The following is a 23349-nucleotide window of genomic DNA, read 5'->3' as shown; positions in this document are numbered from 1 at the left end:
CAGAGTTACGGCCTACGGCCAGGGTCAGGGACGGCTGATGCCCGGCGGGGTCTCGACCGGCTCCACCGTCCCCGCCCCCGCCACGCGCATGCGCACCACCTGGCCGCTGGCGCTGTTGCGCACCCGGACCACGGCGCCACGCGCGCCGGCGTCGAGCGCCTCGCCCGCCATGCTCACTTCGATGCCTTCGTAGCGCGCCACCATCAGGACCTGGTCGCCCCGCTTCACCATCTGGGGCGAGGCGAGCTGGCTGGAACGCAGCACTTCGCCGGCGCGCAGGCTGCGCCGGCTGGTCTGGCCGAGGGCGTCCTGGGGGCTGCCGATGGCGTCGTTCATGATGGTCACGTCGCGCCGCTCGAGGGTGAGGTGTTCGTTGCCCAGGACTTCGCCGGCCTTGATCGGGGCAGCAGTGACGGCGACCACCGCGCTGACGCGGGCCCGTACCACGAAGTCGTGGCGCCAGCCGCCCGGGTCCGGGCAACGCGCAATGAAGCGCATGCGGGCGAACTGGCGGGTGTCGACCGGCTCGACCTGTACCTCCGCACGGCAGGCCGGCGCCGGGCGCGTACTGACGACCGTGAGCTCGACTTGCGGGTCCGACAAGCCGCTACTGAGCAATTGTTTGTCAATTTGTTCACGGGCTTGTTGTTCTATCCGTAAAGAAATAGATTGCGCAGCAGCACTTGTAGCAGATAAAAGACAGGATACAATGAGAACGGTTGCCGTACGGAAAGCAATCATTGTTAAATAGAGGGTCGCGACGAATTTAATTGCGCCCATTTTACCGAACAACCTGCCGAACACCGACAGAGGATCGCCATGACGATTAATTTCAAGGACGCCCTCGGCGTACACGCCGACGCGCTGCAGCTGCGCGCCGAACGCACGCGCGTGCTTGCCGCCAATATCGCCAACGAAAGCACGCCGGGCTACACCGCACGCGACATCGACTTCGCCTCTGCCCTGCAGGAGCAGATCGATGCGGAAGCCGGCGAGCCCACCCTGTCGGGCGACGGCCCGCTGTACCGCGTGCCCTTCCACCCTAGCGCCGACGGTAACACCGTCGAGATCGGCGTCGAGCAGGCCGCGTTCTCGCAAAACGCATCCGACTTCCAGACCAGCCTCACCTTCATCAACATGAAGCTGCGCGGCCTGGCCAAAGCCATCAACGGACAATAACCAGGAAACCGAGCATGGGCTTCAAGGACATTTCGAATATCGCCGGTTCTGCCATGGCCGCCCAGACCGTGCGCCTGAACACGATCGCCAGCAACCTGGCCAACGCCAATGCCGTGGCCGGCTCCGAAACCGAAGGCTACCGCGCGCGCAAGCCGGTGTTCGCCTCGGTGATGGGCGAGGATGGCGGCGCTAGAGTCCAGGTGCTGGACGTGGTGCAGTCGAGCGAGCCGCTGCGCAAGATGTACGAGCCGGACAATCCGGTGGCCGACGCCGACGGCATGGTCTACTACGCCAACGTCAATGAAGTGGCCGAGATGGCCGACATGATGGCTGCGTCGCGCGCCTTCGAGACCAATGTCGAAGTCATGGGCCGCATCAAGAACATGCAGGCTTCCCTGCTGAAGATGGGCGAGGGCTGAGCGCATGGTCACCACCACTAACTCTTTCGGCTTCCCGGCCTCGACCACCCCGGCCAGCGACAAGATCGCAACCGGCGTCGCCACCAGCGAGAACAAGGACATGTTCACCAAGCTGCTCGTCGCCCAGATCCGCAACCAGGACCCGCTCGCGCCTTCGGACCCGAGCCAGTTCGTGAACCAGCTGTCGCAGCTGTCGCAGACCGAAGCGCTGCAGAACCTGGCCCAGACCACCAGCGCCAGCGCCAGCGTGCTGCAAAGCCTGCAGGTGCTGGCGATGGGCGCCCAGGTCGGCAGCGAAGTCTCGGTCGAGACCAATCGCGTGCGCCTGGACGGCGACAAACTGTCAGGCAACATCCAGCTGGGCGGTTCCAGCAGCGCCACCACCCTGGTCCTCACCAGCGTCGGCGGCCAGGAGCACCGCGTCAGCCTGCCCGCCCATGGCGCCGGCAGCCTGGCCTTCACGATCGATCCGGCGGCGCTTGGCCTGGCCCCGGGCAACTACAGCATCAGTGCCGAAGCATCGGACGGCACCAAACCGGCGGTGGAAATCACCGGCCGCCTCGACAGCGTACGCATGTCGGCCGGCGGCGGCATCCTGCTGCAGGTCGCCGGCATCGGCGAAGTCGACCCGTCGATGATCACGGGCTTCAACGGCAAGGCAACCGCCCTGGCCTCCCTGGAACACTGAAAGGAATTCACATGAGCTTCAATATCGCACTGTCCGGCATCCAGGCCATCAACGAGCAGCTGGAAGCCGTTTCGAACAACATCGCCAACGCCGGCACCTACGGCTTCAAGAGCAGCCGCGCCAACTTCGCCTCCGTCATGGCCGGCGACCAGATGAACGGCGTGGAAGTCGCGTCGCTGACCCAGAACATCGCCCAGAACGGCGGCCTGGTCAACACCGGCCGCAGCATGGACGCCATGATCCAGGGCCGCGGCTTCTTCACCAGCCGTGACGACCAGGGCGTGGTGCAGTACACCCGTGTCGGCATCTTCTCGGCCAACAAGGACGGCTTCCTGGTCGACGCGGCCGGCCGCAGGGTGCAGGGCTATGGCGCGGCGCTGGGCGGCACGGCCGGCGTGATGGGCGACATCAAGATCCCGACCGGCCAGATCCCGGCCGTCGCCACCACCAAGATCGCTTACGTCGGCAACCTGTCCTCCGACTGGAAAGTGCCGACCGTTACCACCTTCGACCACACCAACGACAAGAGCTACAACTTGGTCAAGCAGTCGGTGGTCTACGACTCGCTCGGCACCCAGCACACCATGTCGCAGTATTTCGTCAAGAGCGCAACCACCAACACCGTCGAGGTCCACTACGCCTTCGACGGCGGCGCGCCGCTCGCAACGCCGATCAAGACCCTGACCTTCGACAGCAAGGGCGCGCTGGCAGCGGGCACCAACCAGACGCTGACCTACAACCCGGGTGCCGGCAAGGACCTGGTGAACCTCACCATCGACTACGACGGCACCTCCTTCGTTGCCGGCGAATCGACCAACACCACCAACCGTAGCAACGGCTATGCCTCGGGCAGCTTCGTCGGCGTACAGCTGGCCAACGACGGCTCGGTCATCGCCAAGTACAGCAACGAACAGCAGCAGATCGTCGGCACCCTGGCGATCGCCACCTTCCCGGACGAAGGCAGCCTGTCGCAGACCAGCGACACCAGCTGGGTCGCCAACAACTCCTCCGGCGCGCCGCTGTACAGCGCACCGGGCGTCGGCCTGGCCGGCGGCCTGTCGACCGGCACCCTGGAAGGCTCGAACGTCGACATCACCTCGGAACTGGTCGGCCTGATGACCTCGCAGCGCAACTACCAGGCCAACTCGAAGGTGATCACCGCCGAGAACCAGATGATGCAGGCCCTGATGCAGGCCCTCTAAGCCTGAGCAAAGAGCATGGATAAACTGATCTTCACCGCCGTCAGCGGCGCCGAGCGCACCCTGAAGGCCCAGCAGGTGCGCGCCAACAACCTGGCCAACATCGAGACCGCGGGCTTCCGCGCCAACCTCGAGGTGGCTGCCACCCAGGCCATGCAGCAGGGCTATGGCTATGACAGCATGCACCTGGCCAAGACGCAGGCCGACACCATCTCGACCCGCGCCGGTTCGGTGCGCGAGACCGGCCGTCCGCTCGACGTCGCCCTCAACGGCAACGGCTACCTGGCGGTCCAGTACGGCGAAGGCGAAGCCTATACCCGTGCCGGCAGCATCGCCATCGACGCCAACGGCGCGCTGTCGGTGAACGGCCACCCGCTGCTGGGCGAAGGCGGCCCGATCGTGCTGCCGCCGCACCAGGCGGTCGAGATCGGCAATGACGGCACGATTTCCGTGCTGACCGAAGGCGCCACCCTGATGCAGCCGGTCGACAAGCTGCGTCTGGTAAATGCCGAAGGCGCGGAACTGACCAAGAACGAAGCCGGCCTGATCGTGTCGCGCCAAGGCGATCCGCTCGAGGCGGACCCGAATGTGAGCGTGCGCGGCCGCGCCCTCGAGGGCAGCAACGTGTCGGCAGTGGAAGAGATGGTCGCCGTGATGAGCCTGAACCGCAGCTTCGAGATCCAGATGAAGCTGTTCAAGGCCAGCGACAGCATGAACGACGTGGGCAACCGCCTGATCGGCGCTTGACGCCGGACACTACAAGGAGCAAGACATGAATCCAGCAATGTGGATCAGCAAGACCGGCGTGCAGGCACAGGATGCCAAGCTGCAGGCGATCGCCAACAACCTGGCCAACGTCAACACCGTCGGCTTCAAGCGCGACCGCGTCGTGTTCGAAGACCTGTTCTACCAGGTCGACGCCCAGCCGGGTGCGCAGAGCGCGGACAACACCATCTCGAACGGCGTCCAGCTCGGTAACGGTACCCGCATCGTCGGCACCCAGAAGATTTTCACCAACGGCAACATGCAGACCACCAGCCAGGCGCTGGACGTCGCCATCAACGGCGCCGGCTTCCTGCAGGTGCGCCGCCCGAACGGCGAACCGGCCTTCACCCGCGCCGGCCAGCTGGCGGTCGATTCGAACGGCACCCTGACCAATGCCCAGGGCCTGCCGCTGGTGCCGCAGATCACCGTGCCGCAGAACGCCACCGCGATCACCATCGGCGAAAACGGCATGGTCTCGGCCACTGTCGCCGGTTCCACCGCTCCAACTGAGCTGGGCCAGCTGACCCTGACGGGTTTCGTCAACCCGGCCGGCCTGCTGGCCCTGGGCGAGAACCTGTTCCAGGAAACCGCTGCGTCGGGCACCGCCAACGAAGGCCGTCCGGGCGACGGCGGCTTCGGCAAGCTCAAGCAGGGCGCGCTGGAAGGCTCGAACGTGCAGGTGGTGGAAGAGATGGTCGACATGATCGCCGCCCAGCGCACCTACGAGATGAACACCAAGGTGCTGTCGGCCGCCGACAACATGCTCCAGTACCTGGCACAGGCTGCGCGCTAATCCAATGAAATTCCTTACCGCGGCGCTTGGCGCCCTTCTCCTTGCCGGCTGCGCTTCCGCGCCGCCGCGCCAGGTCACGAACGACGACGACAACGTGCCGATGCAGCGCATGGTGTCGCGCGGCGTCTCGGGCGGCGTGTTCACGGGTGACACCGTGTCGCTGACCTCGGACAGCCGTGCCTACCGCGTGGGCGACGCGGTCACCGTAATCCTCCAGGAAACCACCCAGGCCAGCAAGCGCGCCGGCACCAGCTTCTCGAAAGGCTCTTCGGCCTCGGTTGCCCCGATCGGGGCACTGGGCAAGACGTTTGGGAAGACCGGCATCGAGATCGCGGCCGACCGCAATTTCGAAGGCGACGCCACCAGCACCCAGCAGAACGCCCTGTCCGGCGCGCTGACCGTGATCGTGCAGGAAGTGCTGCCGAATGGCTTGCTGCGCGTGGCCGGCGAGAAGAATTTGATGCTGAACCAGGGCGAGGAATTCGTGCGCCTGAAGGGCTTCATCCGCGCCCAGGACATCGACAACGACAACCAGGTGTCCTCGCTGCGCGTGGCCAATGCCCGCATCGCCTATTCGGGCAAGGGTGCGCTGGCCGATGCCAACCAGCCGGGCTGGCTGACGCGCTTCTTCAACAGCCCGTTGATGCCGTTCTGAGGAAGACATGATTCAATTTTCGAAGGCATCCCGCGTTTTTCGTATCATGTTGTGCGCGGCCGCGCTTGGCGCCGCCGCCCTGCCCGCGCACGGCGCGCAGGCCCTGCGCAACCTGGTCAGCGTCGAAGGCGTGCGTGAAAACCCCCTGGTCGGCTACGGCCTGGTGGTCGGCCTGAACGGCAGCGGCGACTCGACCCAGGTCAAGTACGCCAGCCAGTCGGTCGTCAACATGCTCAAGCAATTCGGCGTGCGCCTGCCGGAAGGCGAAGACGCCAAGAACAAGAACGTCGCCGCGGTCATGGTCTCGGCCGTGTTCCCGCCGGGCTACCGCCGCGGCCAGGCGATCGACGTCACCGTGTCCTCGCTGGGCGATGCCAAGAGCCTGCGCGGCGGCACCCTGCTGCTCACGCAGCTGCGCGCGGCCGACAATGAAATCTATGCGCTGGCCCAGGGCAACCTGGTGGTCGGCGGCCTGAACGCCACGGGAAAAAGCGGCTCCTCGGTGACGGTGAATACCCCGACCACCGGCCGCATCCCGAACGGCGCCATGATCGAGCGCGAGATCGCCAGCGACTTCGCGACCCGACCGCAAGTGATGCTGCGCCTGCGCCAGCCGCATTTCGAGACCGCCACCAACGTGGTCAACGCGATCAATGCCAAGTACGGCCCGATCGCCACTACCGCCGACGGCACCAGCGTCGAAGTCATCGCGCCGGAAAACCCGACCGAGCGCGTGGCCTTCATGGCCAGGCTGAACAATCTGTCGATCGAAGCCGGCGTGGAAACGCCGAAAGTCGTGTTCAACTCCCGCACCGGCACCGTCGTCATCGCCGACGGCCTGCGCGTGAAGGCGGCCGCCGTCACCCACGGCTCGCTCAAGGTGATCATTTCGGAAAGCTCGCGCGTCTCGCAGCCGGGCCCGTTCTCGCGCGGCCAGACCGCGGTGACCCCGGAATCGAAGCTGTCGGTGGACCAGGGCTCGGGCCAGATGTTCCGCTGGCCGGCCGGCGCCAAGCTGCAGACCATCATCGACGTGGTCAACAGCCTGGGAGCGTCGCCCGATGACATCATGGCGATCCTGCAGGCGCTGGACCAGGCCGGCGCGATCGAAGGCGAACTGGTGGTGATCTGATGAAAATCGAACAGAACCAGCCGCTGCCGCTGAACGCCGCCGAAGACACGAAAGTCGCGTCCGCCGCCGACCAGCCCGATCCTGCGTCGGCGGACCGGGCGTACGTCGCGAAAGCCACCAAGGCCGCCGTCGAGTTCGAGCGCTTCTTCATCTCGCACATGCTGAAGGAGATGCGCTCCTCGACCCGCGCCATGGCCGCCGAAGACAGCGTGTTCAACAACCGGGTCAACCAGGACATGCAGGATATGGCCGACGACCTGCTGGCCGGGAACATGGCCGGTCAGCGCGCCTTCGGCATCGCCGACGCCATCCTGCGCCAGCTGGTTCCCGACGCTAAGGCCGGCGGCAAGGCCTGACATCGGCCGGTGCGCAAAGCTTTGCGCATAAAAACTTAATGGACAGCAATAATCGGTCGCCTTTACCAGGTATACCCGCTCGAGGAAGAATTCCGCACCATGCCGATCATCAATAACGCGCTGTCGGGCGCCCTGGCCGCCCAGGTGGCGCTGACCACCAGCAGCCACAACATCGCCAACCTGCAGACCAAGGGCTATACCCGCCAGGCCGCCCTGCTCACTACCGTGGGTGCGGACGCCAATCCTCGCTCGCCGGGCAATGGCGTGCAGGCCAGCTCGCTGCTGCGCTTCTCGGACAACTACAAGAGCCAGGCCATGTGGCGCGCCGCCGCGGAACTGGGCTCCTACTCCCAGGCCCAGCCCTACCTGAACCAGCTGGAACAGGTCATGGGCGACGACACCGCCAGCCTGTCGGCCGGTATCGACAAGTTCTTCGGCGCGTTGAATGCGGCCGCCGGCGAGCCGGGTTCGACCCCGCTGCGCGAACAGGTGCTCACCGCCGCCAACCTGATGGCGGAACGCTTCAACGGCCTGAACAACGTATTCAACGCCCAGCTCGAGTCGATCCGCAACCAGCGCAGCGCGATCGTCGACGCGGCCAACGCTCAGATCGCCACCATCGCGCGCCTGAACACGCAGATCAGCGAAGCCCAGGCCGGCGGCCTGAGCGCATCGGCCATGATCGATGCGCGCGACCAGGCCATCGACGAGCTGGCCAGCAAGATGGCGCTGGAAGTCTCGGACAACGGCGACGGCACCCGCAACGTCTCGCTCAAGACCGGCCAGGCGCTGGTGCTGAACGGCGTCCACGGGACCCTGGCAGCGACCACGACCAAGCCCCAGGCATTCAGCCTGACGTTCGCCGGTTCCACCTTTGCGCTCGACGCAGGCAAGCTGGGCGGCCAGCTGGGGGGCCTGACGAAGTACGAAACCGAAAAAGTGATCCCGCTGCAAACGGACATCGGCAATATCGCCGAGCAGATGAGCATCAAGATCAACGCCCAGCTCGTCCTCGGCTACAAGGCGGACGGCGCCGCAGGTTCGCCTCCCACCGCCTCCGCGGGCCAAGCCCTGTTCGTGTACACCCCGGGCAACAATGCCGACATGCTCAAGATCGCCCCCGGCTTCAAGTACTCGGACCTGGCCTTCTCCGGCGATGGCAACCCGGGCGACACCGGCAACCTGAAGAAGCTTGTCGCCGTCAAGAGCCAGTCGATCACGGTTGGCAGCATCGGTTCCGTGCTGCTGAGCGACGCGGACGCCCAGTTGGTCGGCAAGCTCGGCGTGGACAGCCAGCTCAACAAGGCCGGCCTGAAGACCACCCAGACCGTGCGCACCCAGTCGATCGACGACTGGCAGTCGACCAGCGGCGTCAACCAGGACGAGGAAGCCGTCAACCTCGTCGAGTATCAGAACATGTACCAGGCGAACATGAAAGTCATCGCTGTCGCCAACCAGCTGTTCGACGCCACGCTGGCGATGATGGGCTAAAGGAAAAACCATGCGTATCGCCACCACCCAGTACCAATCGACGATGAACCAGTCGCTCCAGGTCAACCAGGAGCGCATCACCAAGCTGACCCAGCAGATGGCGGCCAACAAGCGCATCCTGGTGCCTTCGGACGACCCGGTCGACAGCGTGCGCCTGGCGCGCCTGGCGCGCGAAGAAGCGACCGTGCAGCAGTACCGCGCCAACATCGCCTCGATCAAGATCGGCCTGACCAAGATCGAAGGCTACATGAACAACATGGCGAAGGAAATCGTGCAGGGCCGCGACCTGCTGGTCTGGGCCTCCGACGGCGGCAACGTGCCGGACGACCTCAAGGCCATGGTCAGCCCGCTCGAGTCGCTGCGCGACAGCGTGTTCTACAACGCCAACGCGAAAGACCAGGAAGGAAACTACCTGTTCTCGGGCACCCTGACCAAGACCGCGCCAATCACGTACAATCCCGGGGCCGCGCTCGGTTCGCGCTACACGTTCGTCGGTAACACGAATACCCAGGACGTGGTGGTCGGCAACGGCATCACCCAGCCGGCCAACCAGGACCTGAAGGGCATCGAAAAGCTGCTGAACCACCTCGACCTGAGCCTCGACAAGCTGAAGGCGGCTGGCGCCTCGGCCAACGATCCGGCGGTGCGCCTGGTACTAGGCAATGCCCTGGCCGGCTTCGACGAGGCGCACAACCTGGTCACCAGCAAGATGGCTTCCCTTGGCGGCGCGCAGAACATCATGAAGACCCTGGACGCCAATCACGAAAACGTCAGCCTGTCGAACAAGATGGCGATCACCGACATTGGCGCGCTTGATGTCGGCGAAGCCGCGACCGCCCTGGTCGGCTACGAAACCTCGCTGCAGGCCACGTACAAGGCCTACAGCCGTATTGGCCAGTTGTCCCTGTTCTCGGTGTTGTAATTCGGTAAAACGTTCAAATGGAAGCAGCCCTCCGCCCGGCCAACCCGGCCAACCAGTCAATCGGCAACAGCGCCGCCGCGGCCTCGACCGCGGCAGCGGTCCGCACGTCCGCCGTCAAGCCGGCCGACCCCGACAGCCGCGTCGTCACCCCCAACGCGCCCGCGCCCACCTCCGTCCCGCTCCAGCGCGGTATCCGTTGGAACGCCAACACCCAGGGCAATGTCGCGCGCGCCCAGCAGGCCCTCGACTATCTCGAACGCGTCGCTTCGCAGCTGGAAGCGCTGAAGGCCGACCTGAGCGCCAAGATCACCGGCCGCGCCGACCCGGCGCGCCAGATCGAAGCCCGTTCTCAGCAGCTCGGCAACCTGCTGGAAGCGCGCCGCAAGCAGTCCGGCGGCGGCGTCGATGCCCAGCTCGACTTCAGCGACGGCCAACCGGCCCAGACCCGCTTCCGGATCCGCGGCTTCGACATGGCGGCCCTGCAGTCGGGTGGCCAGCAGACCTATGCCTTCTCGGTCGGCAGCAATGGCGGCCCGCAGCTGACAGCCACCATCGAGCCGGGCATGACCCCGGAAGAAATCGCCGCGCGCCTGGACCGCACCCTGTCGCCGGTCAAGGTACGCGTCTCGCTCGACAAGGACCAGCAGCTGGTATTCAGCGCGCCGGAAGCCGAATGGGTCGGCATGAAGGATGCGATCGCGATCTCGGGCCGCGGCCGTGTGGACACGGTCGAGGAGCCAGCCTCCCTCGCACCCGAGCAATGGAACATCGGCAACCCGGACGCCCTGCGCCAGAGCCTGCGCGAAGTGCTGCAAGCCCTCGCCCGCGTGCGCCGGGCCCAGGATGCCGCCAGCTCGGCGCTCAGCGCGGCCATGGCGGACACCGCCCAGCAGGCGATTCCGGAAGTGGAACTGCAGGCGATTGCCGGCGACTTCGCGGCAACCGCAGCCAGCCACGACTACCAGTCGCTGCTGGCGATCACCTCGGCCCTGGTCGGCGTCAGCCGCGACCGGGTGCAAGCCCTGCTCGGCCTGCGCTGACCGGTCTTGCTGGAATAAAAAAAGCTCCTGCGCGGGTTTCCCCGGCAGGAGCTTTTTTCATGGATGCGCCTGATTAGAAGCCGTATTTCAGGCCGGCACTCCAGACATTGGCGCGGGCGCCGTAGTCCTTGGTCTTGCCGTAGCGCTCATATTCCGCCACCAGCGAGGCGTTCTGGTTCAGCTTGTACTCGACACCGAGGCCACCATAGCCGCTGGTATCGTCGTCCTTGATGTTACCCAGGTTGGTGTTCAGCTTGCGCTCGTTGTGCGAGACGCCCACCTTGCCGTAGGCCGACACTTTCTCGTTGACGGGCACGGTGTACTTGGCAGCGACATAGGTGCCGTAGCCTTCAGTACTGCCACGCACGCCACCGTTGGCGAAATCGCTCTTGTGGTGATTGGTCCAGCCTGCCTCGACACCCAGCTGCTCGGTAAAGTTATAGCCGCCGAACAGCTTGCCGTCGGCCTTGTGGGCATCGACAGTGGTGTTCTTGGACGTTACCGCGCTGGCGCCGACATAGGCGCTGCCCGGCGTGTTCTGGGCTTGGGCGGTGCCGGCAACGGCGGCAGTGGCGATCAAGGCAATCATCAGCTTTTTCATACGTACTCCCTTCAAATATCTTCAACTGGTTCGCAATTCACAATGAATCGCGTTGTTGAAACAATAGCATCCGGCAACCGCCTAGCCCAAGCGAACGGCCGGTAAGAACTGTAACAAGATGAAAAATGAAGACCAGATCAGCACTTATGTGCGCCCGATAACGGAACTTGTCGTCAAAAGCAAAAAACCCGCTGCGAGCAGCGGGTTTTCGTTAAGCCAAGGGCGATTAGGCGCCTTCGCGGCTCGCCTTCTTGCGCTCGTGCTCTTTCAGGAAGCGCTTGCGCAGGCGGATCGATTTCGGGGTGATCTCGACCAGCTCGTCGTCCTCGATGAACTCGACGGCGTATTCTAGCGACATCTGGATCGGCGGAACCAGGCGCACGGCTTCGTCGGTACCCGACGAACGCACGTTGGTCAGCTGCTTGCCCTTGATCGGGTTGACGACCAAGTCATTGTCGCGCGAGTGGATGCCGATGATCATGCCTTCGTACACCGGGGTGTTGTGCTCGACGAACATGCGGCCGCGGTCCTGCAGCTTCCAGATCGCGTAGGCGACGGCGGCACCGTCGTCCTGCGAGATCAGCACGCCGTTGCGGCGGCCGGCCAGGTCGCCCTTGGTGTTGTCGACCGGTGCGTATTCGTGGAACACGTGGCTCATCAGGCCGGTACCGCGGGTCAGGGTCATGAATTCGCCCTGGAAGCCGATCAGGCCGCGTGCCGGGATCAGGTATTCCAGACGGACACGGCCCTTGCCATCCGATTCCATGTTCTGCAGGTCGCCACGGCGGCGGCCCAGTTCTTCCATCACGCCGCCCTGGTTCACTTCTTCCACGTCGACCGTCAGGTTCTCGTACGGCTCGCACTTGACGCCGTCGATTTCCTTGAACACCACGCGCGGACGCGAGACGGCCAGCTCGAAGCCTTCACGGCGCATGTTTTCCAGCAGAATCGTCAGGTGCAGTTCGCCGCGGCCCGACACTTCGAAGATGGTGTCGTCGTCGGTCGGCAGCACGCGCAGGGCCACGTTGGCCTTCAGTTCGCGCTCGAGGCGCTCGCGCAGCTGGCGGCTGGTGACGAATTTGCCTTCGCGGCCGGCCAGCGGCGAGGTGTTGACCATGAAGTTCATGGTCAGGGTCGGCTCGTCCACGGTCAGCATCGGCAGCGCTTCCGGGGTATCCACCGCGGTCACGGTCACACCGATACCGATGTCTTCGATACCATTGATCAGGACGATGTCGCCGGCGACGGCTTCTTCCACCTGCACGCGCTCCAGGCCCTTGAAGTTCAGCACCTGGTTGATGCGGCCCTTGATCGGGTTCTTGTCGTCCTGGCCGTTCACCACCAGCACGTCCATGCCTGGACGGACGCGGCCACGGTTGATGCGGCCGATGCCGATCTTGCCGACGTAGGACGAGTAGTCCAGCGAGGTGATCTGCATCTGCAGCGGGCCGTCCGGGTTGTCGTCACGCACCGGCACGTATTTCAGGATGGCGTCGAACAGCGGCTTCATGTCGCCGCCGCGCACGCTCTCGTCCATGCCGGCGTAGCCGTTCAGGCCCGAGGCGTAGACGATCGGGAAGTCCAGCTGCTCGTCGGTGGCGCCCAGCTTGTCGAACAGTTCGAAAGTCTGGTTGATCGCCCAGTCGGCGCGCGCGCCCGGACGGTCGATCTTGTTGACGACGACGATCGGCTTCAGGCCCAGGGCCAGGGCCTTGCGGGTCACGAAACGGGTCTGCGGCATCGGGCCTTCCTGGGCGTCGACCAGCAGCAGCACCGAGTCCACCATCGACAGCACGCGCTCGACCTCGCCACCGAAGTCAGCGTGGCCCGGGGTGTCGACGATGTTGATGTGGGTGCCTTCGTATTCGACCGCGCAGTTCTTCGACAGAATGGTGATGCCGCGTTCTTTTTCGAGGTCGTTCGAGTCCATCACGCGGGTATCCACCGCCTGGTTTTCACGGAAGGTGCCCGACTGGCGCAGTAGCTGGTCGACCAGGGTGGTCTTGCCGTGGTCAACGTGGGCGATGATTGCAATATTACGAATTGCGCGTTTGGTGTCTGACATGTGTGTATTCAACAGTGAATGTTGCGTGATGGATGGAGGCGGTGACGATTCGAGAGCATTACCGATTTCCGTAACCCGCTACTATAGCATGGTTATCGGCCTTGCTGCGCTGCAGCGAGGAGGAAATGAAGAAATGTCGACGCTTTGCCGCCGTCGAATGGTAGCGGCAGGGTGTTGCAGGAGGATGACGGACCGGGCGCCGCTGGGCAGCCTGAGGCTGCCGATCCCGATACAGGGAGCAATATGGGAACGAACAAAGAAAATTCAAGACCCGTGTCGACGGGTCTCGAATGCTTCCTTGCTTATTGCGCGGCCGCGATCAGGCGCTCAGGCGCCAGGATCGCGTACTCCTGCAGGTTGGCCGTCCCGAGCAGCTTGCCTTCATGGTAGACGCGCACCCGGCCCATCTCACTTGGCACGGTCACCGCTTCCTTACCCAGCGCCAGGCGCTGGCCGTTCAGGAAACGCTTGGCCAGTTCGAGCGTGAGCTCGACCGAGGGGAAGCTCGACAGCAAGGCATCGACCGGCGCCAGCAGCGACAGCGGGTCCGGGTGGGCCTGCAGGTCTTCCAGCGTGATCATGCGCTCGGTCGACAGGCTGCCCACCTGCACCCGGCGCAGCGCGTTCAGATGGGCGCCGCAGCCGAGTGCCGCCCCAATGTCTTCGCCCAGCACGCGCACATAGGTGCCCTTGCTGCAGGTCACCAGGATCTTCAGGTGCGGCGCCTGGTAGTCCACCAGCGACAGGCCGTGGATGGTCACCGGGCGCGCTTCGCGCTCGAGCGTGATGCCTTCGCGCGCGTATTCGTACAGCGCCTTGCCGTCACGCTTGAGCGCGGAATACATGGGCGGGACCTGGGAGATGGGGCCGCGAAAACGCGCCAGCGCCGCTTCAATCTGCTCGCGCGTGACGTCGACCTCGCGCTCCTCGATCACCTCCCCTTCGGTGTCGCCGGTGGTGGTCATGATGCCGAGGTGAACCGTTGCCTCATAGGTCTTGTCGGCTTCCAGCAAATCCTGCGAGAACTTGGTCGCTTCGCCGAAGCACAGCGGCAGCAGGCCGGTGGCAAAGGGATCGAGGGTGCCGGTGTGGCCGGCCTTCTTCGCATTGAAGACGCGCTTGGCCTTCATCAGCGCATCGTTCGAGGACAGGCCGACCGGCTTGTCGAGCAGGAGCACGCCATCGACCGGGTCGCGCGGCTTCCTGGGTGGACGTGCGTTCACTCGGAATCCGCCGGCGGAGCCGAGCGCTCGCCCGGCGTCGTGTCGAGCGCTTCGTCGGCGTCGGCCGCGCGCACCGCATTGGCCTGGTCGATCAGGGCCGACATCGCCAGACCACGCGTGGTCGAGGTGTCGTGCACGAAGTGCAGCTGGGGAAGCGTGTGGATGTGCAGGCGCTTGCCGAGCAGGTTGCGCAGGTAGCCGGCGGCTTTCGACAGGCCCTCGAGGGTCTGCTTGACCTCTTCCGGGCTGTCCTTCAGCAGGGTGAAGTAGACCTTGGCGTGGGCGTAGTCGGGAGTCAGCTTCACTTCGCTGATGGTGACCATGCCGACGCGCGGGTCCTTCAGTTCGAAGGCGATCAGTTCCGACAGGTCTTTCTGGATCTGGTCGGCGACGCGCAGGCCGCGCTGGGGGATGCTTTTACTGTGTTTTGCCATGATGTTGCTGCTTGTGTTGTTCTTCTCATTTATGTGAACTGCGACGGCCCTGATTTCTACCACCACACGAAGAACCGTCATCCCGGGGTAGGCGCAGACAATGCCACTGGCATTGTCTGCTCCAATTTTGTGTGCGTACCGACTACGTTCCCGGCTAGTGGCAGGTCAACGAAATTGGGTACCGGCCTTCGCCGGTACGACGGTCTTCGGGCTAGTGGTCAAGGGCCAGGCCGCATGCCCAACCGTCAAAAACAAGGGCCAGGCCCTCCGCGGCATTCGCCGCGAAGCATCCTGGCCCCCATGGTACGCCCAATGTCGAAATTACAGCGTACGCGCCACTTCGGTGACTTCGAACACTTCCAGGGTGTCGCCAACCTGGATGTCGTTGTAGTTCTTGAGCGACAGGCCGCACTCGAGGCCGGCGCGCACTTCCTTGGCGTCGTCCTTGAAGCGCTTGAGCGAGTCGATCTCGCCGGTCCACACGACGATGTTGTTGCGCAGCAGGCGGACCGAGGAGGTACGCTTGACCACGCCATCGGTGACCAGGCAGCCCGCAATCGCGCCGACCTTCGACACCAGGATGACCTGGCGAATCTCGACTTGGCCGGTGATGGTCTCGCGCTTCTCCGGTGCCAGCATGCCCGACAGTGCCGTCTTGATCTCGTCGATCGCATCGTAAATGATGCTGTAGTAACGGATGTCGACGCCGTTGGCTTCCGCCACCTTGCGCGCCGATGCATCGGCACGGGCGTTGAAGCCGATGATGACCGCTTTCGAGGCCACCGCCAGGTTGACGTCCGACTCGCTGATGCCGCCGACCGCCGCGTGGACGATCTGGACGCGCACTTCCGAGGTCGACAGTTTCTGCAGCGAGCCCACCAGCGCTTCCTGCGAACCCTGCACGTCGGTCTTGACGATGAGCGGCAGGTTCTTGACTTCGCCTTCGGCCATCTGGTCGAACATGTTCTCCAGCTTGGCGGCCTGCTGCTTCGCCAGTTTGACGTCGCGGAACTTGCCTTGACGGAACAGGGCGATTTCGCGCGCCTTGCGCTCGTCGGCCATCACCATCGCTTCTTCACCGGCGCTCGGCACTTCGGTCAGGCCCTGGATCTCGACCGGGATCGACGGACCTGCTTCGGTCACCGACTTGCCGTTCTCGTCCAGCATCGCACGGACGCGGCCGAACGAGGAACCGGCCAGCACCACGTCGCCGCGGCGCAGGGTGCCCGACTGCACCAGGATGGTGGCAACCGGACCACGGCCCTTGTCCAGGCGCGCTTCGACCACCAGGCCGCGTGCCGGCGCTTCGGTCGGAGCGGTCAGCTCCAGCACCTCGGCCTGCAGCAGCACCTGCTCCAGCAGGTCGTCGATACCGGTACCGATCTTGGCCGACACCGGAACGAACGGCGAATCGCCGCCGTATTCTTCCGGCACCACGCCTTCGGCCACCAGTTCCTGGGTGACGCGGTCGGCATTGGCGCCCGGCTTGTCGATCTTGTTGATCGCCACCACCAGCGGCACGCCGGCCGCTTTCGCGTGGGCGATCGCTTCCTTGGTCTGCGGCATCACGCCGTCGTCCGCCGCCACCACCAGGATGACGATGTCGGTCGCTTTCGCACCGCGGGCACGCATCGCCGTGAAGGCCTCGTGACCCGGGGTATCCAGGAAGGTGACCATGCCGCGCGGGGTGTCCACGTGGTATGCACCGATGTGCTGGGTAATGCCGCCGGCTTCGCCAGCCGCCACTTTCGCACGGCGGATGTAGTCCAGCAGCGAGGTTTTACCGTGGTCGACGTGGCCCATGACGGTCACGACCGGTGCGCGCGGCTTGGCTTCGAACTCGGCGTGCTCGCCCTGGTCGGCCAGCAGCGCTTCCGGATCGTCCACGGCGGCCGGGAAGGCCTTGTGGCCCATCTCTTCCACCAGGATCATCGCGGTTTCCTGGTCCAGCACCTGGTTGATGGTGCACATCTGGCCCAGCTTCATCAGCTGCTTGATGACTTCCGAGGCCTTCACCGACATCTTGTGGGCCAGTTCGGCCACGGTGATGGTTTCCGGCACGTGGACGTCCTTGACGATCGCCTCGGTCGGCGCCTGGAAGTTCGATTCGCTGTCATCGTTGTGCGACGAGCGGCGGCCGCCGCTGCGTCCGCCTGCGCGCCAGCCGTCACGGCCCGTGCTCGCCGGTGCGCCACGGCCCTTGCCTGCGCCCGGTGCGCCACGCTTCTTGGCGTCGTCCGACCAGGTCGAGGAGACATTCGCCGACTTGATCGACTTCTTGTCGCCCGGCTTCTTGTCGCCCGGCTTGGCTTCGCCCGGCTTCTTGTCGGCCGACGCGGCCGGCTTGTGCAGGGTGCCTGCCGGTGCTGCGGGAGCAGCCGGCTTGGCAACCGGTTCCGGCGCCTTGATGACGCGGCGCGGCTGGCTCATCATGAGCTTGATCTGGGCCACTTCGTCGGCCACGGCCTTGCGTGCGCGCTCGGTGGCGGCGGCGCGTTCGGCGGCTTCCTTGGCGGCTTCTTCCGAGCGCTTCTTGGCTTCGGCGGCAGCGGCTTGCGCGGCCTCTTCGGCTGCGGCCGACACCGGCGCGGCAGCCGTCTTGGCGCTCGCAGCGGCCTTGGCCGCGGCAGCGGCTTCGGCGGCTTCGCGCTTCGATTTCTCTTCCGCATCGCGCTTGGCCTGCTCTTCCGCGGCCTTGGCTTGTGCAGCCTCTTCCGCTTCCAGCTTGGCCAGGCGTTCCTGCTTTTCACGCAGGTCAGCTTCCTGGCGGGCGATCAGCTCGGCCTGGCGGCGCGCGTCTTCGTCGCGGCGCGCCTGCTCGGCGGCGTCGACGACGGGAGCGGCAGCCTCGGCGGCTTTCGGGGTGACCAGGTCGTCACGCTGCACGAAGGTACGCTTCTTGCGCACTTCGACCTGGATGGTGCGCGACTTGCCGCTCGCGTCAGCCTGCTTGATCTCGGTGGTTTCCTTGCGGGTCACCGTGATCTTCTTCTTTTCACCGGTTTCCGAGGCGCCGTGGGTACGGCGCAGGTGGTTCAGCAGCTTGTCCTTATCATCTTTCGACAAGGGATCTGACGTCGAACTTTTGTCGACGCCGGCCGAGCGCAGCTGTGTCAGCAGCAGGTCTGCGGGCATCTTCAGTTCGGTGGCAAATTGGGCTACGTTGTTACTCGCCATTCAGTCCTCTTTTCTATGTGTCGCTGAGATGATAAAGATTTGCAAATTACGCCTTGGCCGTTTCTGCCAGGCTCCAGGCTTTCGCCTGCAGCGCCTTGGCGCGGTCATCGTATTTGCTGTCGACCAGCTTCATCTCTTCGTCGGTCACATCATTAAATTCATTCTTGATCAGGTCGCGGGCACGGTCCGACGACAGCGCCAGGATGGCGCCGAATTCGTCATACGCGAGTGCCGCGAAGGCTTCGACCGTCTTGATGCCAGCCAGGCCGAGCTTGCCGGCGGTGGTGCGGTCCATGCCTTCCAGGTTCACGAGGGCTTCTTCCATCCCTTCGAGGCCTTCTTCGGAAGCGATCGCTTCGGTCACCAGTGCGTCACGGGCACGGGTGCGCAGTTCGTTGACGGTGTCTTCGTCGAACGACTCGATTTCCAGCATTTCGGAAATTGGGACGTAAGCGATTTCTTCAAGGCTCGAGAAACCTTCGTCGACCAGGATGTCGGCCACTTCCTGGTCCACATCCAGCTTCTCCATGAACAGCACGCGGATCGCGGCGGTTTCCTGGGCCACCTTGTTCGCCGATTCTTCGGCGGTCATGATGTTGATCTTCCAGCCAGTCAGTTCCGAGGCCAGGCGCACGTTCTGGCCCGAGCGGCCGATCGCGATCGCCAGGTTCTCTTCGTCGACCACCACATCCATGGCGTGCTTGTCTTCGTCAACCATGATCGAGGAGACGTTGGCCGGCGCCAGCGCGCCGATCACGAACTGGGCCGGATCGTCCGACCACAGCACGATGTCCACGCGCTCGCCGCCCAGCTCGCCGGTAACCGCTTGCACGCGCGAACCGCGCATGCCGACGCAGGTGCCGATCGGGTCGATGCGCTTGTCGGCGGTGAACACCGCGATCTTGGCGCGCACGCCGGCGTCACGGGCAGCCGATTTAATCTGCAGCAGGCCCTGTTCGATTTCCGGCACTTCCAGCTCGAACAGCTTCATGATGAATTCCGGCGCGGTGCGCGACAGGATCACCTGCGGGCCGCGCATGTTGCGGTCCACGCGCAGGATGTAGGCGCGGACGCGGTCGCCGATACGCAGGTTCTCTTTCGGGATCATCTGGTCGCGCGGCAGGCGCGCTTCGATCTTGCCCGATTCCACGATGGCATCACCGCGCTCCATGCGCTTGATGGTGCCGGTGACCAGCGAATCGCCGCGTTCGAGGAAGTCCTGCAGGATCTGCTCGCGCTCGGCATCGCGCACGCGCTGCAGCACGACCTGCTTGGTGTCCTGGGCGAAGCGGCGGCCGAACTCGACCGATTCGATCGGGTCTTCGATGTATTCGTCGACTTCGATGTCAGGGATCTGTTCCTTGGCTTCGAAGTGCAGGATTTCCTGGTCGGGCAGCTGCAGGCCGGCCTCGTCGGGAACGACGTGCCAGCGGCGGAAGGTCTCGAATTCGCCGGTGTCGCGATCGATGCTCACGCGAATGTCGACCTCGCCTTCATAGCGTTTTTTCGTGGCCTGCGCGAGCGCGAATTCGAGCGCTCCGAAAACCACTTCCTTATCGACGTTCTTTTCGCGCGCGAGCGCATCCACCAGCAATAAAATTTCGCGACTCATGCTTTGCGACTCCTAAAATCCACCTGCGGCACCAAGCGTGCCTTGTCCAATTCGGCCAGCGTAAATTCCAACAACGCTGCACCATCTTTATTATCAAATTCCAGACCAACCTTGTCGCCTTCGACGCCGCGCAGGATCCCCGTGAAGGTTTTCCGGTTCGCAGTGCCGGGCATGGCGACCCGCAGTTTCACCGTGCATTCATGCCCGGCAAAGCGCGCGAAGTCGGCCAGGGTCCGCACCGGGCGATCGAGGCCCGGCGACGAGATTTCCAGCCGTTCGTAATCCACATTCTCGACGGTGAGCAGGTGCGACAACTGGTGGCTGACCGTGGCGCAGTCCTCGACCGTGATCGGGCCCTTCTCTTCCACCACGTCGGCGGGGAAATCGATGTACACGCGCAGGATGCCGCGCTCGCCCCGTTCCACATCCACGAGTTCGTAGCCGAGGCCACCCACTGTTTTTGCGATGAGTTCAAACTGCTGCACGGCGCTTCTCCACGACTCGAAACCGATTTAACAAAAAAAAAATGGGCATCTGCCCATCTTTTTGTATTCACAACCCAACCAGATGAAAGCACTTGCACCAAGAAAATATGGGAAGAACTTTGATTAGGCTGCAAATTATACAGAGATCCTGCCTCTCTCGCAATCGCCGGGCCAAAAATGGACGGGCGCTAGCATAAAAAGCAACAGTTGGCAGGATGACCATAACGGGGCATGCGCTGCATTCTACGGCATTGCAGCATCGCGTGCCCGGCGGCGCAGAAAATTATCATGAAAATCACGATATTTCCCCGTTTTTCGCCGCCTCTCGCGCTTTCTCGGCCTTAACCGCGACGACCGCGGCGCGGCAAACCGTGCTCGGAGCCACGCGGACCCTGGCCACCGCGACGGCCGCCGCCGGTGCCGGCGAAGCCGAAGGTGGTCTGCAGCGGATCCGGCTGCTTCGGACGGCTGCTGCCGCCTTTGCCGCCGCCGAAGGGGCCGGCGTTGTTGCCGCCGCGGCCCTTGCCGCCGGCTGCACCCTTGCCGCCCTGCCCCTGCGGACGACCGCCTGCGAAGCCGCCCGGACCCTGCTGGCGCGGCGCGCCGGCGCGCACCACCGGCGGGCCGAAGGGGTCGACGTTGCGGTTGGCGTCGGCGCGGTCGATGCGGTTGCCGTCGGAACGGCGCGCGTCGTCGCGGTTGCCGCCTTGCGGCTTGCCGCCCTTGCCCTTGGCATTGCTGTCGCCGCCGCCCTTCTTCTCGACGCCGAAGGCCGCCATCAGGGCGCGCACGTCGTTGTCCTGCAGCTCTTCCCAGCGGCCGCGCTTGAGGCCGGTGGGCAGGGTCATGGCGCCGTAGCGGGTGCGGATCAGGCGCGAGACGGTCAGGCCGACCGCCTCGAACATGCGGCGCACCTCGCGGTTGCGGCCTTCGCCGATGACCACGCGGTACCACTTGTTGATGCCTTCGCCGCCGCCGTCCTGGACCTTCGAGAACGAGGCCAGGCCGTCGTCCAGCTCGACGCCGGCAAGCAGCTTCTGGCGCATGCCCTCTTCCAGCTCGCCCAGGGTGCGCACCGCGTATTCGCGGTCGATGTTGTAACGCGGGTGCATCAGGCGGTTGGCCAGGTCACCGGAGGTGGTGAACAGCAGCAGGCCCTCGGTATTGAAGTCGAGGCGGCCCACGGCCAGCCATTTGCCGGTCTTCATGGTCGGCAGGCGGTCGAACACGGACGGACGGCCTTCCGGATCGTCATGGCTGACGATCTCGCCGGCCGGCTTGTGGTACACCAGCACGCGCGGCGGCTTGCTGTTGTTGACGCGGCGCTGGATCAGCTTGCCATTGATGCGCACCGCATCGGTCGGCAGGATGCGCTGGCCGATGTGGGCCGGCTCGCCGTTGACCGACACGCGGCCGGCGACGATCAATTCTTCCATGTCGCGGCGCGAACCCAGGCCGGCTTCGGCCAGCACCTTGTGCAGCTTGGGCGCGTCGTCGTCCGCGGTCAGGTCGCGGCGCACCGGCTTGGCTGGCGCCTTGCCGCGGCCACCTTCGTTGGCGTCGAAGTCGTCCGAGGTGACAAAGGAGAACACGGCGTCGGCGTCGCTGCCCTTGCCGCCCTTGCCCTGCTGCTGCTTGCCTGCCTTGCCCTGTTTGCCCTGCTGCGGCTTGCCGGCCTGCTGCGCACCCTGCTGTGGGCGCTGACTCTGCTGGCCGCGCTGTTTTTTCTGGTTGCGGTTGCGCTCTTCGCGCTTGACCTCGCCCTGCGGCTGATCGCCTTCGTTTGCCGCCGCCTCGACCGTCGGCTGGGCAGCAGCGACCTCCTGCTGGCGCAGTTCGCGTTCCTGGCGCTTTTCGCGCATCTGGCGCGGGCCACGCGGCTTGCGCACTTCGCTTTCCGGGGCTGCGGCGGCTTCGACTGCCGGCGCGGCGCTTGGTGCTTCCACGGCAGGAGCGGGCGAGGCTTCGGTCGGCGTAGCCTTGGCGCGGGTCTTGCGCGGCTTGGCTGCCGGCTCGGCTGCGGCGGGCGCTTCGACAGCTGCCTCCGCCGGCGCAGCGGCGGCTTTGCGGGCGCGCTTCGGCTTCTCGGCTGCCGGTGCGGCCTCGGTCACGGGGGCGGCTTCCGCCTTGGCGGCGGTCTTGCGGGTACGCTTCGGTTTGGCGGTGGCTTCGGCCTCGACGGGCTTGTCGTTCGGTTCAGTTGGATTCATCGTTCGTATCTTTATTGTGCTGATCCGGCCCGGCGGCTGCTGCCGTCTCCCGGTCAAAATGGGGGACTTCGACGGGCATGGCGTCCGTCTCGGTTTCTAGCTCGTTGTCTGTCTCGTCGGCGTCCGTACTCGCGGCCGCCCTGTCAAAGTTGTCGTTCAGCGCCGCTTCCAGCGCTTCCAGGCTGCGGCTGTCCGGTCCGTCGCTGACGGCCTGCAGCGGCGGCAACTGCGACAGCGAGGCCAGGCCGAGGTCGTCCAGGAACTGCTTGGTGGTGCCCAGCAGCGCCGGGCGCCCCACCACTTCGCGGTGGCCGACCACGTCGATCCAGCCGCGGTCTTCCAGCAGCTTGATGGTCTGCGAATTCACGGCGACGCCGCGGATTTCCTCGATATCGCCACGCGTGACCGGCTGCCGGTAGGCGATGATCGCCAGCGTCTCCAGCGTTGCGCGCGAATACTTCGGCGGCTTCTCGGGCGACAGGCGGTCGAGGTAAGGCTTCATCTCGGGCCGGCTCTGGAAGCGCCAGCCGGATGCCAGGCTGACGATCTCGATGCCGCGCCCCTGCCAGTCCTGGCGCAATTCTTCCAGCAGAATCTTGATCGTGTCGCTACCGACGCCGGCGTTCAGCTGGCGGCCATTGGCGTCGACCTCGGCGAAGAGTTTCTTCATGCCGTGGATCGTCATCGGCTCGCGCGCGCACAGCAAGGCGGCCTCGAGGACGCGCTTGGCCTCGTCAGTATTCATATCGCGGTATCGTCACGCTCGAATGCACACTCAAAACTACACTGGTTTGGCGGATGCCAGCCGCGGGGCCGAGACCGGCCACGGTGCGAAGGTGCTGCGCGCAATATGCTGGAATCCGTGGGCCCCGGCTGGAATGCGCGGGGCTGACTCAGGTGGCC

The 23349-nt window shown here is 64.8% G+C and carries 22 protein-coding genes; 12 read left to right on the top strand and 10 right to left on the bottom strand.

Going from position 1 to position 23349, the window contains the following annotated elements; genetic code table 11:
* Positions 1–24: 24 nt before the first annotated feature.
* Positions 25–603 carry a flagellar basal body P-ring formation chaperone FlgA gene (gene flgA, locus LK539_RS07365; RefSeq protein WP_227800255.1) on the bottom strand — a complete coding sequence of 193 codons (579 nt, stop codon included), beginning with the start codon at positions 601–603 and terminating at the stop codon, positions 25–27.
* 216 nt (positions 604–819) lie between these two features.
* Between flgA and flgB the strand changes: the two genes are divergently transcribed.
* The 12 genes from flgB to LK539_RS07305 all read left to right on the top strand — a co-directional run bounded on the left by flgB (position 820) and on the right by LK539_RS07305 (position 10639).
* A complete protein-coding gene (flgB, locus tag LK539_RS07360) occupies positions 820–1179 on the top strand; it encodes a flagellar basal body rod protein FlgB (RefSeq protein WP_227800254.1) in 360 nt (119 codons plus the stop codon).
* Positions 1180–1193: 14 nt separating this feature from the next.
* Positions 1194–1598 carry a flagellar basal body rod protein FlgC gene (flgC, locus tag LK539_RS07355; RefSeq protein WP_227800253.1) on the top strand — a complete coding sequence of 135 codons (405 nt, stop codon included), beginning with the start codon at positions 1194–1196 and terminating at the stop codon, positions 1596–1598.
* Between the two features lie 4 nt (positions 1599–1602).
* Positions 1603–2286, top strand: coding sequence for a flagellar hook capping FlgD N-terminal domain-containing protein (locus LK539_RS07350; protein ID WP_227800252.1), 684 nt, complete (start codon positions 1603–1605; stop codon positions 2284–2286).
* A gap of 11 nt (positions 2287–2297) precedes the next feature.
* Positions 2298–3488, top strand: a complete 1191-nt coding sequence (locus LK539_RS07345; protein ID WP_227800251.1) for a flagellar hook-basal body complex protein — start codon at positions 2298–2300, stop codon at positions 3486–3488.
* Positions 3489–3503: 15 nt separating this feature from the next.
* Positions 3504–4232: a flagellar basal body rod protein FlgF gene (locus LK539_RS07340; RefSeq protein WP_227800250.1), complete on the top strand. Its 729-nt coding sequence runs from the start codon at positions 3504–3506 to the stop codon at positions 4230–4232.
* Positions 4233–4257: 25 nt separating this feature from the next.
* Positions 4258–5043 carry a flagellar basal-body rod protein FlgG gene (gene flgG / locus LK539_RS07335; protein ID WP_227800249.1) on the top strand — a complete coding sequence of 262 codons (786 nt, stop codon included), beginning with the start codon at positions 4258–4260 and terminating at the stop codon, positions 5041–5043.
* 4 nt (positions 5044–5047) lie between these two features.
* Positions 5048–5698, top strand: coding sequence for a flagellar basal body L-ring protein FlgH (gene flgH, locus LK539_RS07330; RefSeq protein ID WP_227800248.1), 651 nt, complete (start codon positions 5048–5050; stop codon positions 5696–5698).
* A 7-nt stretch (positions 5699–5705) separates the two neighbouring features.
* Positions 5706–6830: a flagellar basal body P-ring protein FlgI gene (locus tag LK539_RS07325; RefSeq protein ID WP_373889519.1), complete on the top strand. Its 1125-nt coding sequence runs from the start codon at positions 5706–5708 to the stop codon at positions 6828–6830.
* Positions 6830–7186, top strand: coding sequence for a rod-binding protein (locus LK539_RS07320; protein ID WP_227800247.1), 357 nt, complete (start codon positions 6830–6832; stop codon positions 7184–7186). Before LK539_RS07325 ends, LK539_RS07320 begins: the two co-directional genes overlap by 1 nt.
* A 99-nt stretch (positions 7187–7285) precedes the next feature.
* Positions 7286–8677 carry a flagellar hook-associated protein FlgK gene (gene flgK / locus LK539_RS07315; protein WP_227800246.1) on the top strand — a complete coding sequence of 464 codons (1392 nt, stop codon included), beginning with the start codon at positions 7286–7288 and terminating at the stop codon, positions 8675–8677.
* A gap of 10 nt (positions 8678–8687) precedes the next feature.
* A complete protein-coding gene (gene flgL / locus LK539_RS07310) occupies positions 8688–9599 on the top strand; it encodes a flagellar hook-associated protein FlgL (protein WP_227800245.1) in 912 nt (303 codons plus the stop codon).
* Between the two features lie 17 nt (positions 9600–9616).
* Positions 9617–10639, top strand: a complete 1023-nt coding sequence (locus LK539_RS07305; protein ID WP_227800244.1) for a hypothetical protein — start codon at positions 9617–9619, stop codon at positions 10637–10639.
* Positions 10640–10712: 73 nt separating this feature from the next.
* Here LK539_RS07305 and LK539_RS07300 read toward each other — a convergent pair whose 3' ends face one another.
* The 9 genes from LK539_RS07300 to scpB all read right to left on the bottom strand — a co-directional run bounded on the left by LK539_RS07300 (position 10713) and on the right by scpB (position 23191).
* Entirely contained in the window at positions 10713–11240 is a 528-nt protein-coding gene (locus LK539_RS07300) for a porin family protein (protein WP_227800243.1), read from the bottom strand.
* A gap of 226 nt (positions 11241–11466) precedes the next feature.
* A complete protein-coding gene (gene typA / locus LK539_RS07295) occupies positions 11467–13305 on the bottom strand; it encodes a translational GTPase TypA (protein ID WP_227800242.1) in 1839 nt (612 codons plus the stop codon).
* 302 nt (positions 13306–13607) lie between these two features.
* A complete protein-coding gene (gene truB / locus LK539_RS07290) occupies positions 13608–14528 on the bottom strand; it encodes a tRNA pseudouridine(55) synthase TruB (RefSeq protein ID WP_227800241.1) in 921 nt (306 codons plus the stop codon).
* Entirely contained in the window at positions 14525–14962 is a 438-nt protein-coding gene (gene rbfA / locus LK539_RS07285) for a 30S ribosome-binding factor RbfA (protein ID WP_227800240.1), read from the bottom strand. The genes truB and rbfA overlap by 4 nt, the downstream gene beginning before the upstream one ends.
* 321 nt (positions 14963–15283) lie before the next feature.
* On the bottom strand, positions 15284–18139 hold the full coding sequence (gene infB, locus LK539_RS07280; RefSeq protein ID WP_227800239.1) for a translation initiation factor IF-2: 2856 nt from the start codon (positions 18137–18139) through the stop codon (positions 15284–15286).
* A gap of 46 nt (positions 18140–18185) precedes the next feature.
* Positions 18186–19751 (bottom strand): transcription termination factor NusA, encoded by a 1566-nt coding sequence (gene nusA / locus LK539_RS07275; protein WP_227800238.1) that lies wholly within the window; start codon positions 19749–19751, stop codon positions 18186–18188.
* Positions 19748–20236, bottom strand: a complete 489-nt coding sequence (rimP, locus tag LK539_RS07270; protein WP_227800237.1) for a ribosome maturation factor RimP — start codon at positions 20234–20236, stop codon at positions 19748–19750. The genes nusA and rimP overlap by 4 nt, the downstream gene beginning before the upstream one ends.
* 341 nt (positions 20237–20577) lie before the next feature.
* Positions 20578–22446 carry a 23S rRNA pseudouridine(2605) synthase RluB gene (rluB, locus tag LK539_RS07265; protein WP_227800236.1) on the bottom strand — a complete coding sequence of 623 codons (1869 nt, stop codon included), beginning with the start codon at positions 22444–22446 and terminating at the stop codon, positions 20578–20580.
* Positions 22433–23191, bottom strand: a complete 759-nt coding sequence (scpB, locus tag LK539_RS07260; RefSeq protein ID WP_227800235.1) for an SMC-Scp complex subunit ScpB — start codon at positions 23189–23191, stop codon at positions 22433–22435. The genes rluB and scpB overlap by 14 nt, the downstream gene beginning before the upstream one ends.
* Positions 23192–23349: the final 158 nt, after the last annotated feature.

It is taken from the genome of Massilia sp. IC2-476 (genome assembly GCF_020707295.1).
Taxonomy (GTDB): domain Bacteria; phylum Pseudomonadota; class Gammaproteobacteria; order Burkholderiales; family Burkholderiaceae_D; genus Telluria.
Note: the sequence above shows the minus strand (reverse complement) of the source record. Positions and strands in the feature narration are given on the sequence as shown.

Coding starts and splice junctions, on each gene's coding strand:
- scpB (WP_227800235.1), bottom strand. CDS start 23,191: ATGAATACTGACGAGGCCAAGCGCGTCCTCGAGGCCGCCTTGCTGTGC.
- flgL (WP_227800245.1), top strand. CDS start 8,688: ATGCGTATCGCCACCACCCAGTACCAATCGACGATGAACCAGTCGCTC.
- typA (WP_227800242.1), bottom strand. CDS start 13,305: ATGTCAGACACCAAACGCGCAATTCGTAATATTGCAATCATCGCCCAC.
- infB (WP_227800239.1), bottom strand. CDS start 18,139: ATGGCGAGTAACAACGTAGCCCAATTTGCCACCGAACTGAAGATGCCC.
- LK539_RS07320 (WP_227800247.1), top strand. CDS start 6,830: ATGAAAATCGAACAGAACCAGCCGCTGCCGCTGAACGCCGCCGAAGAC.
- rbfA (WP_227800240.1), bottom strand. CDS start 14,962: ATGGCAAAACACAGTAAAAGCATCCCCCAGCGCGGCCTGCGCGTCGCC.
- LK539_RS07340 (WP_227800250.1), top strand. CDS start 3,504: ATGGATAAACTGATCTTCACCGCCGTCAGCGGCGCCGAGCGCACCCTG.
- flgH (WP_227800248.1), top strand. CDS start 5,048: ATGAAATTCCTTACCGCGGCGCTTGGCGCCCTTCTCCTTGCCGGCTGC.
- LK539_RS07300 (WP_227800243.1), bottom strand. CDS start 11,240: ATGAAAAAGCTGATGATTGCCTTGATCGCCACTGCCGCCGTTGCCGGC.
- flgB (WP_227800254.1), top strand. CDS start 820: ATGACGATTAATTTCAAGGACGCCCTCGGCGTACACGCCGACGCGCTG.
- LK539_RS07305 (WP_227800244.1), top strand. CDS start 9,617: ATGGAAGCAGCCCTCCGCCCGGCCAACCCGGCCAACCAGTCAATCGGC.
- flgG (WP_227800249.1), top strand. CDS start 4,258: ATGAATCCAGCAATGTGGATCAGCAAGACCGGCGTGCAGGCACAGGAT.
- LK539_RS07345 (WP_227800251.1), top strand. CDS start 2,298: ATGAGCTTCAATATCGCACTGTCCGGCATCCAGGCCATCAACGAGCAG.
- LK539_RS07350 (WP_227800252.1), top strand. CDS start 1,603: ATGGTCACCACCACTAACTCTTTCGGCTTCCCGGCCTCGACCACCCCG.
- nusA (WP_227800238.1), bottom strand. CDS start 19,751: ATGAGTCGCGAAATTTTATTGCTGGTGGATGCGCTCGCGCGCGAAAAG.
- rluB (WP_227800236.1), bottom strand. CDS start 22,446: ATGAATCCAACTGAACCGAACGACAAGCCCGTCGAGGCCGAAGCCACC.
- flgC (WP_227800253.1), top strand. CDS start 1,194: ATGGGCTTCAAGGACATTTCGAATATCGCCGGTTCTGCCATGGCCGCC.
- flgK (WP_227800246.1), top strand. CDS start 7,286: ATGCCGATCATCAATAACGCGCTGTCGGGCGCCCTGGCCGCCCAGGTG.
- LK539_RS07325 (WP_373889519.1), top strand. CDS start 5,706: ATGATTCAATTTTCGAAGGCATCCCGCGTTTTTCGTATCATGTTGTGC.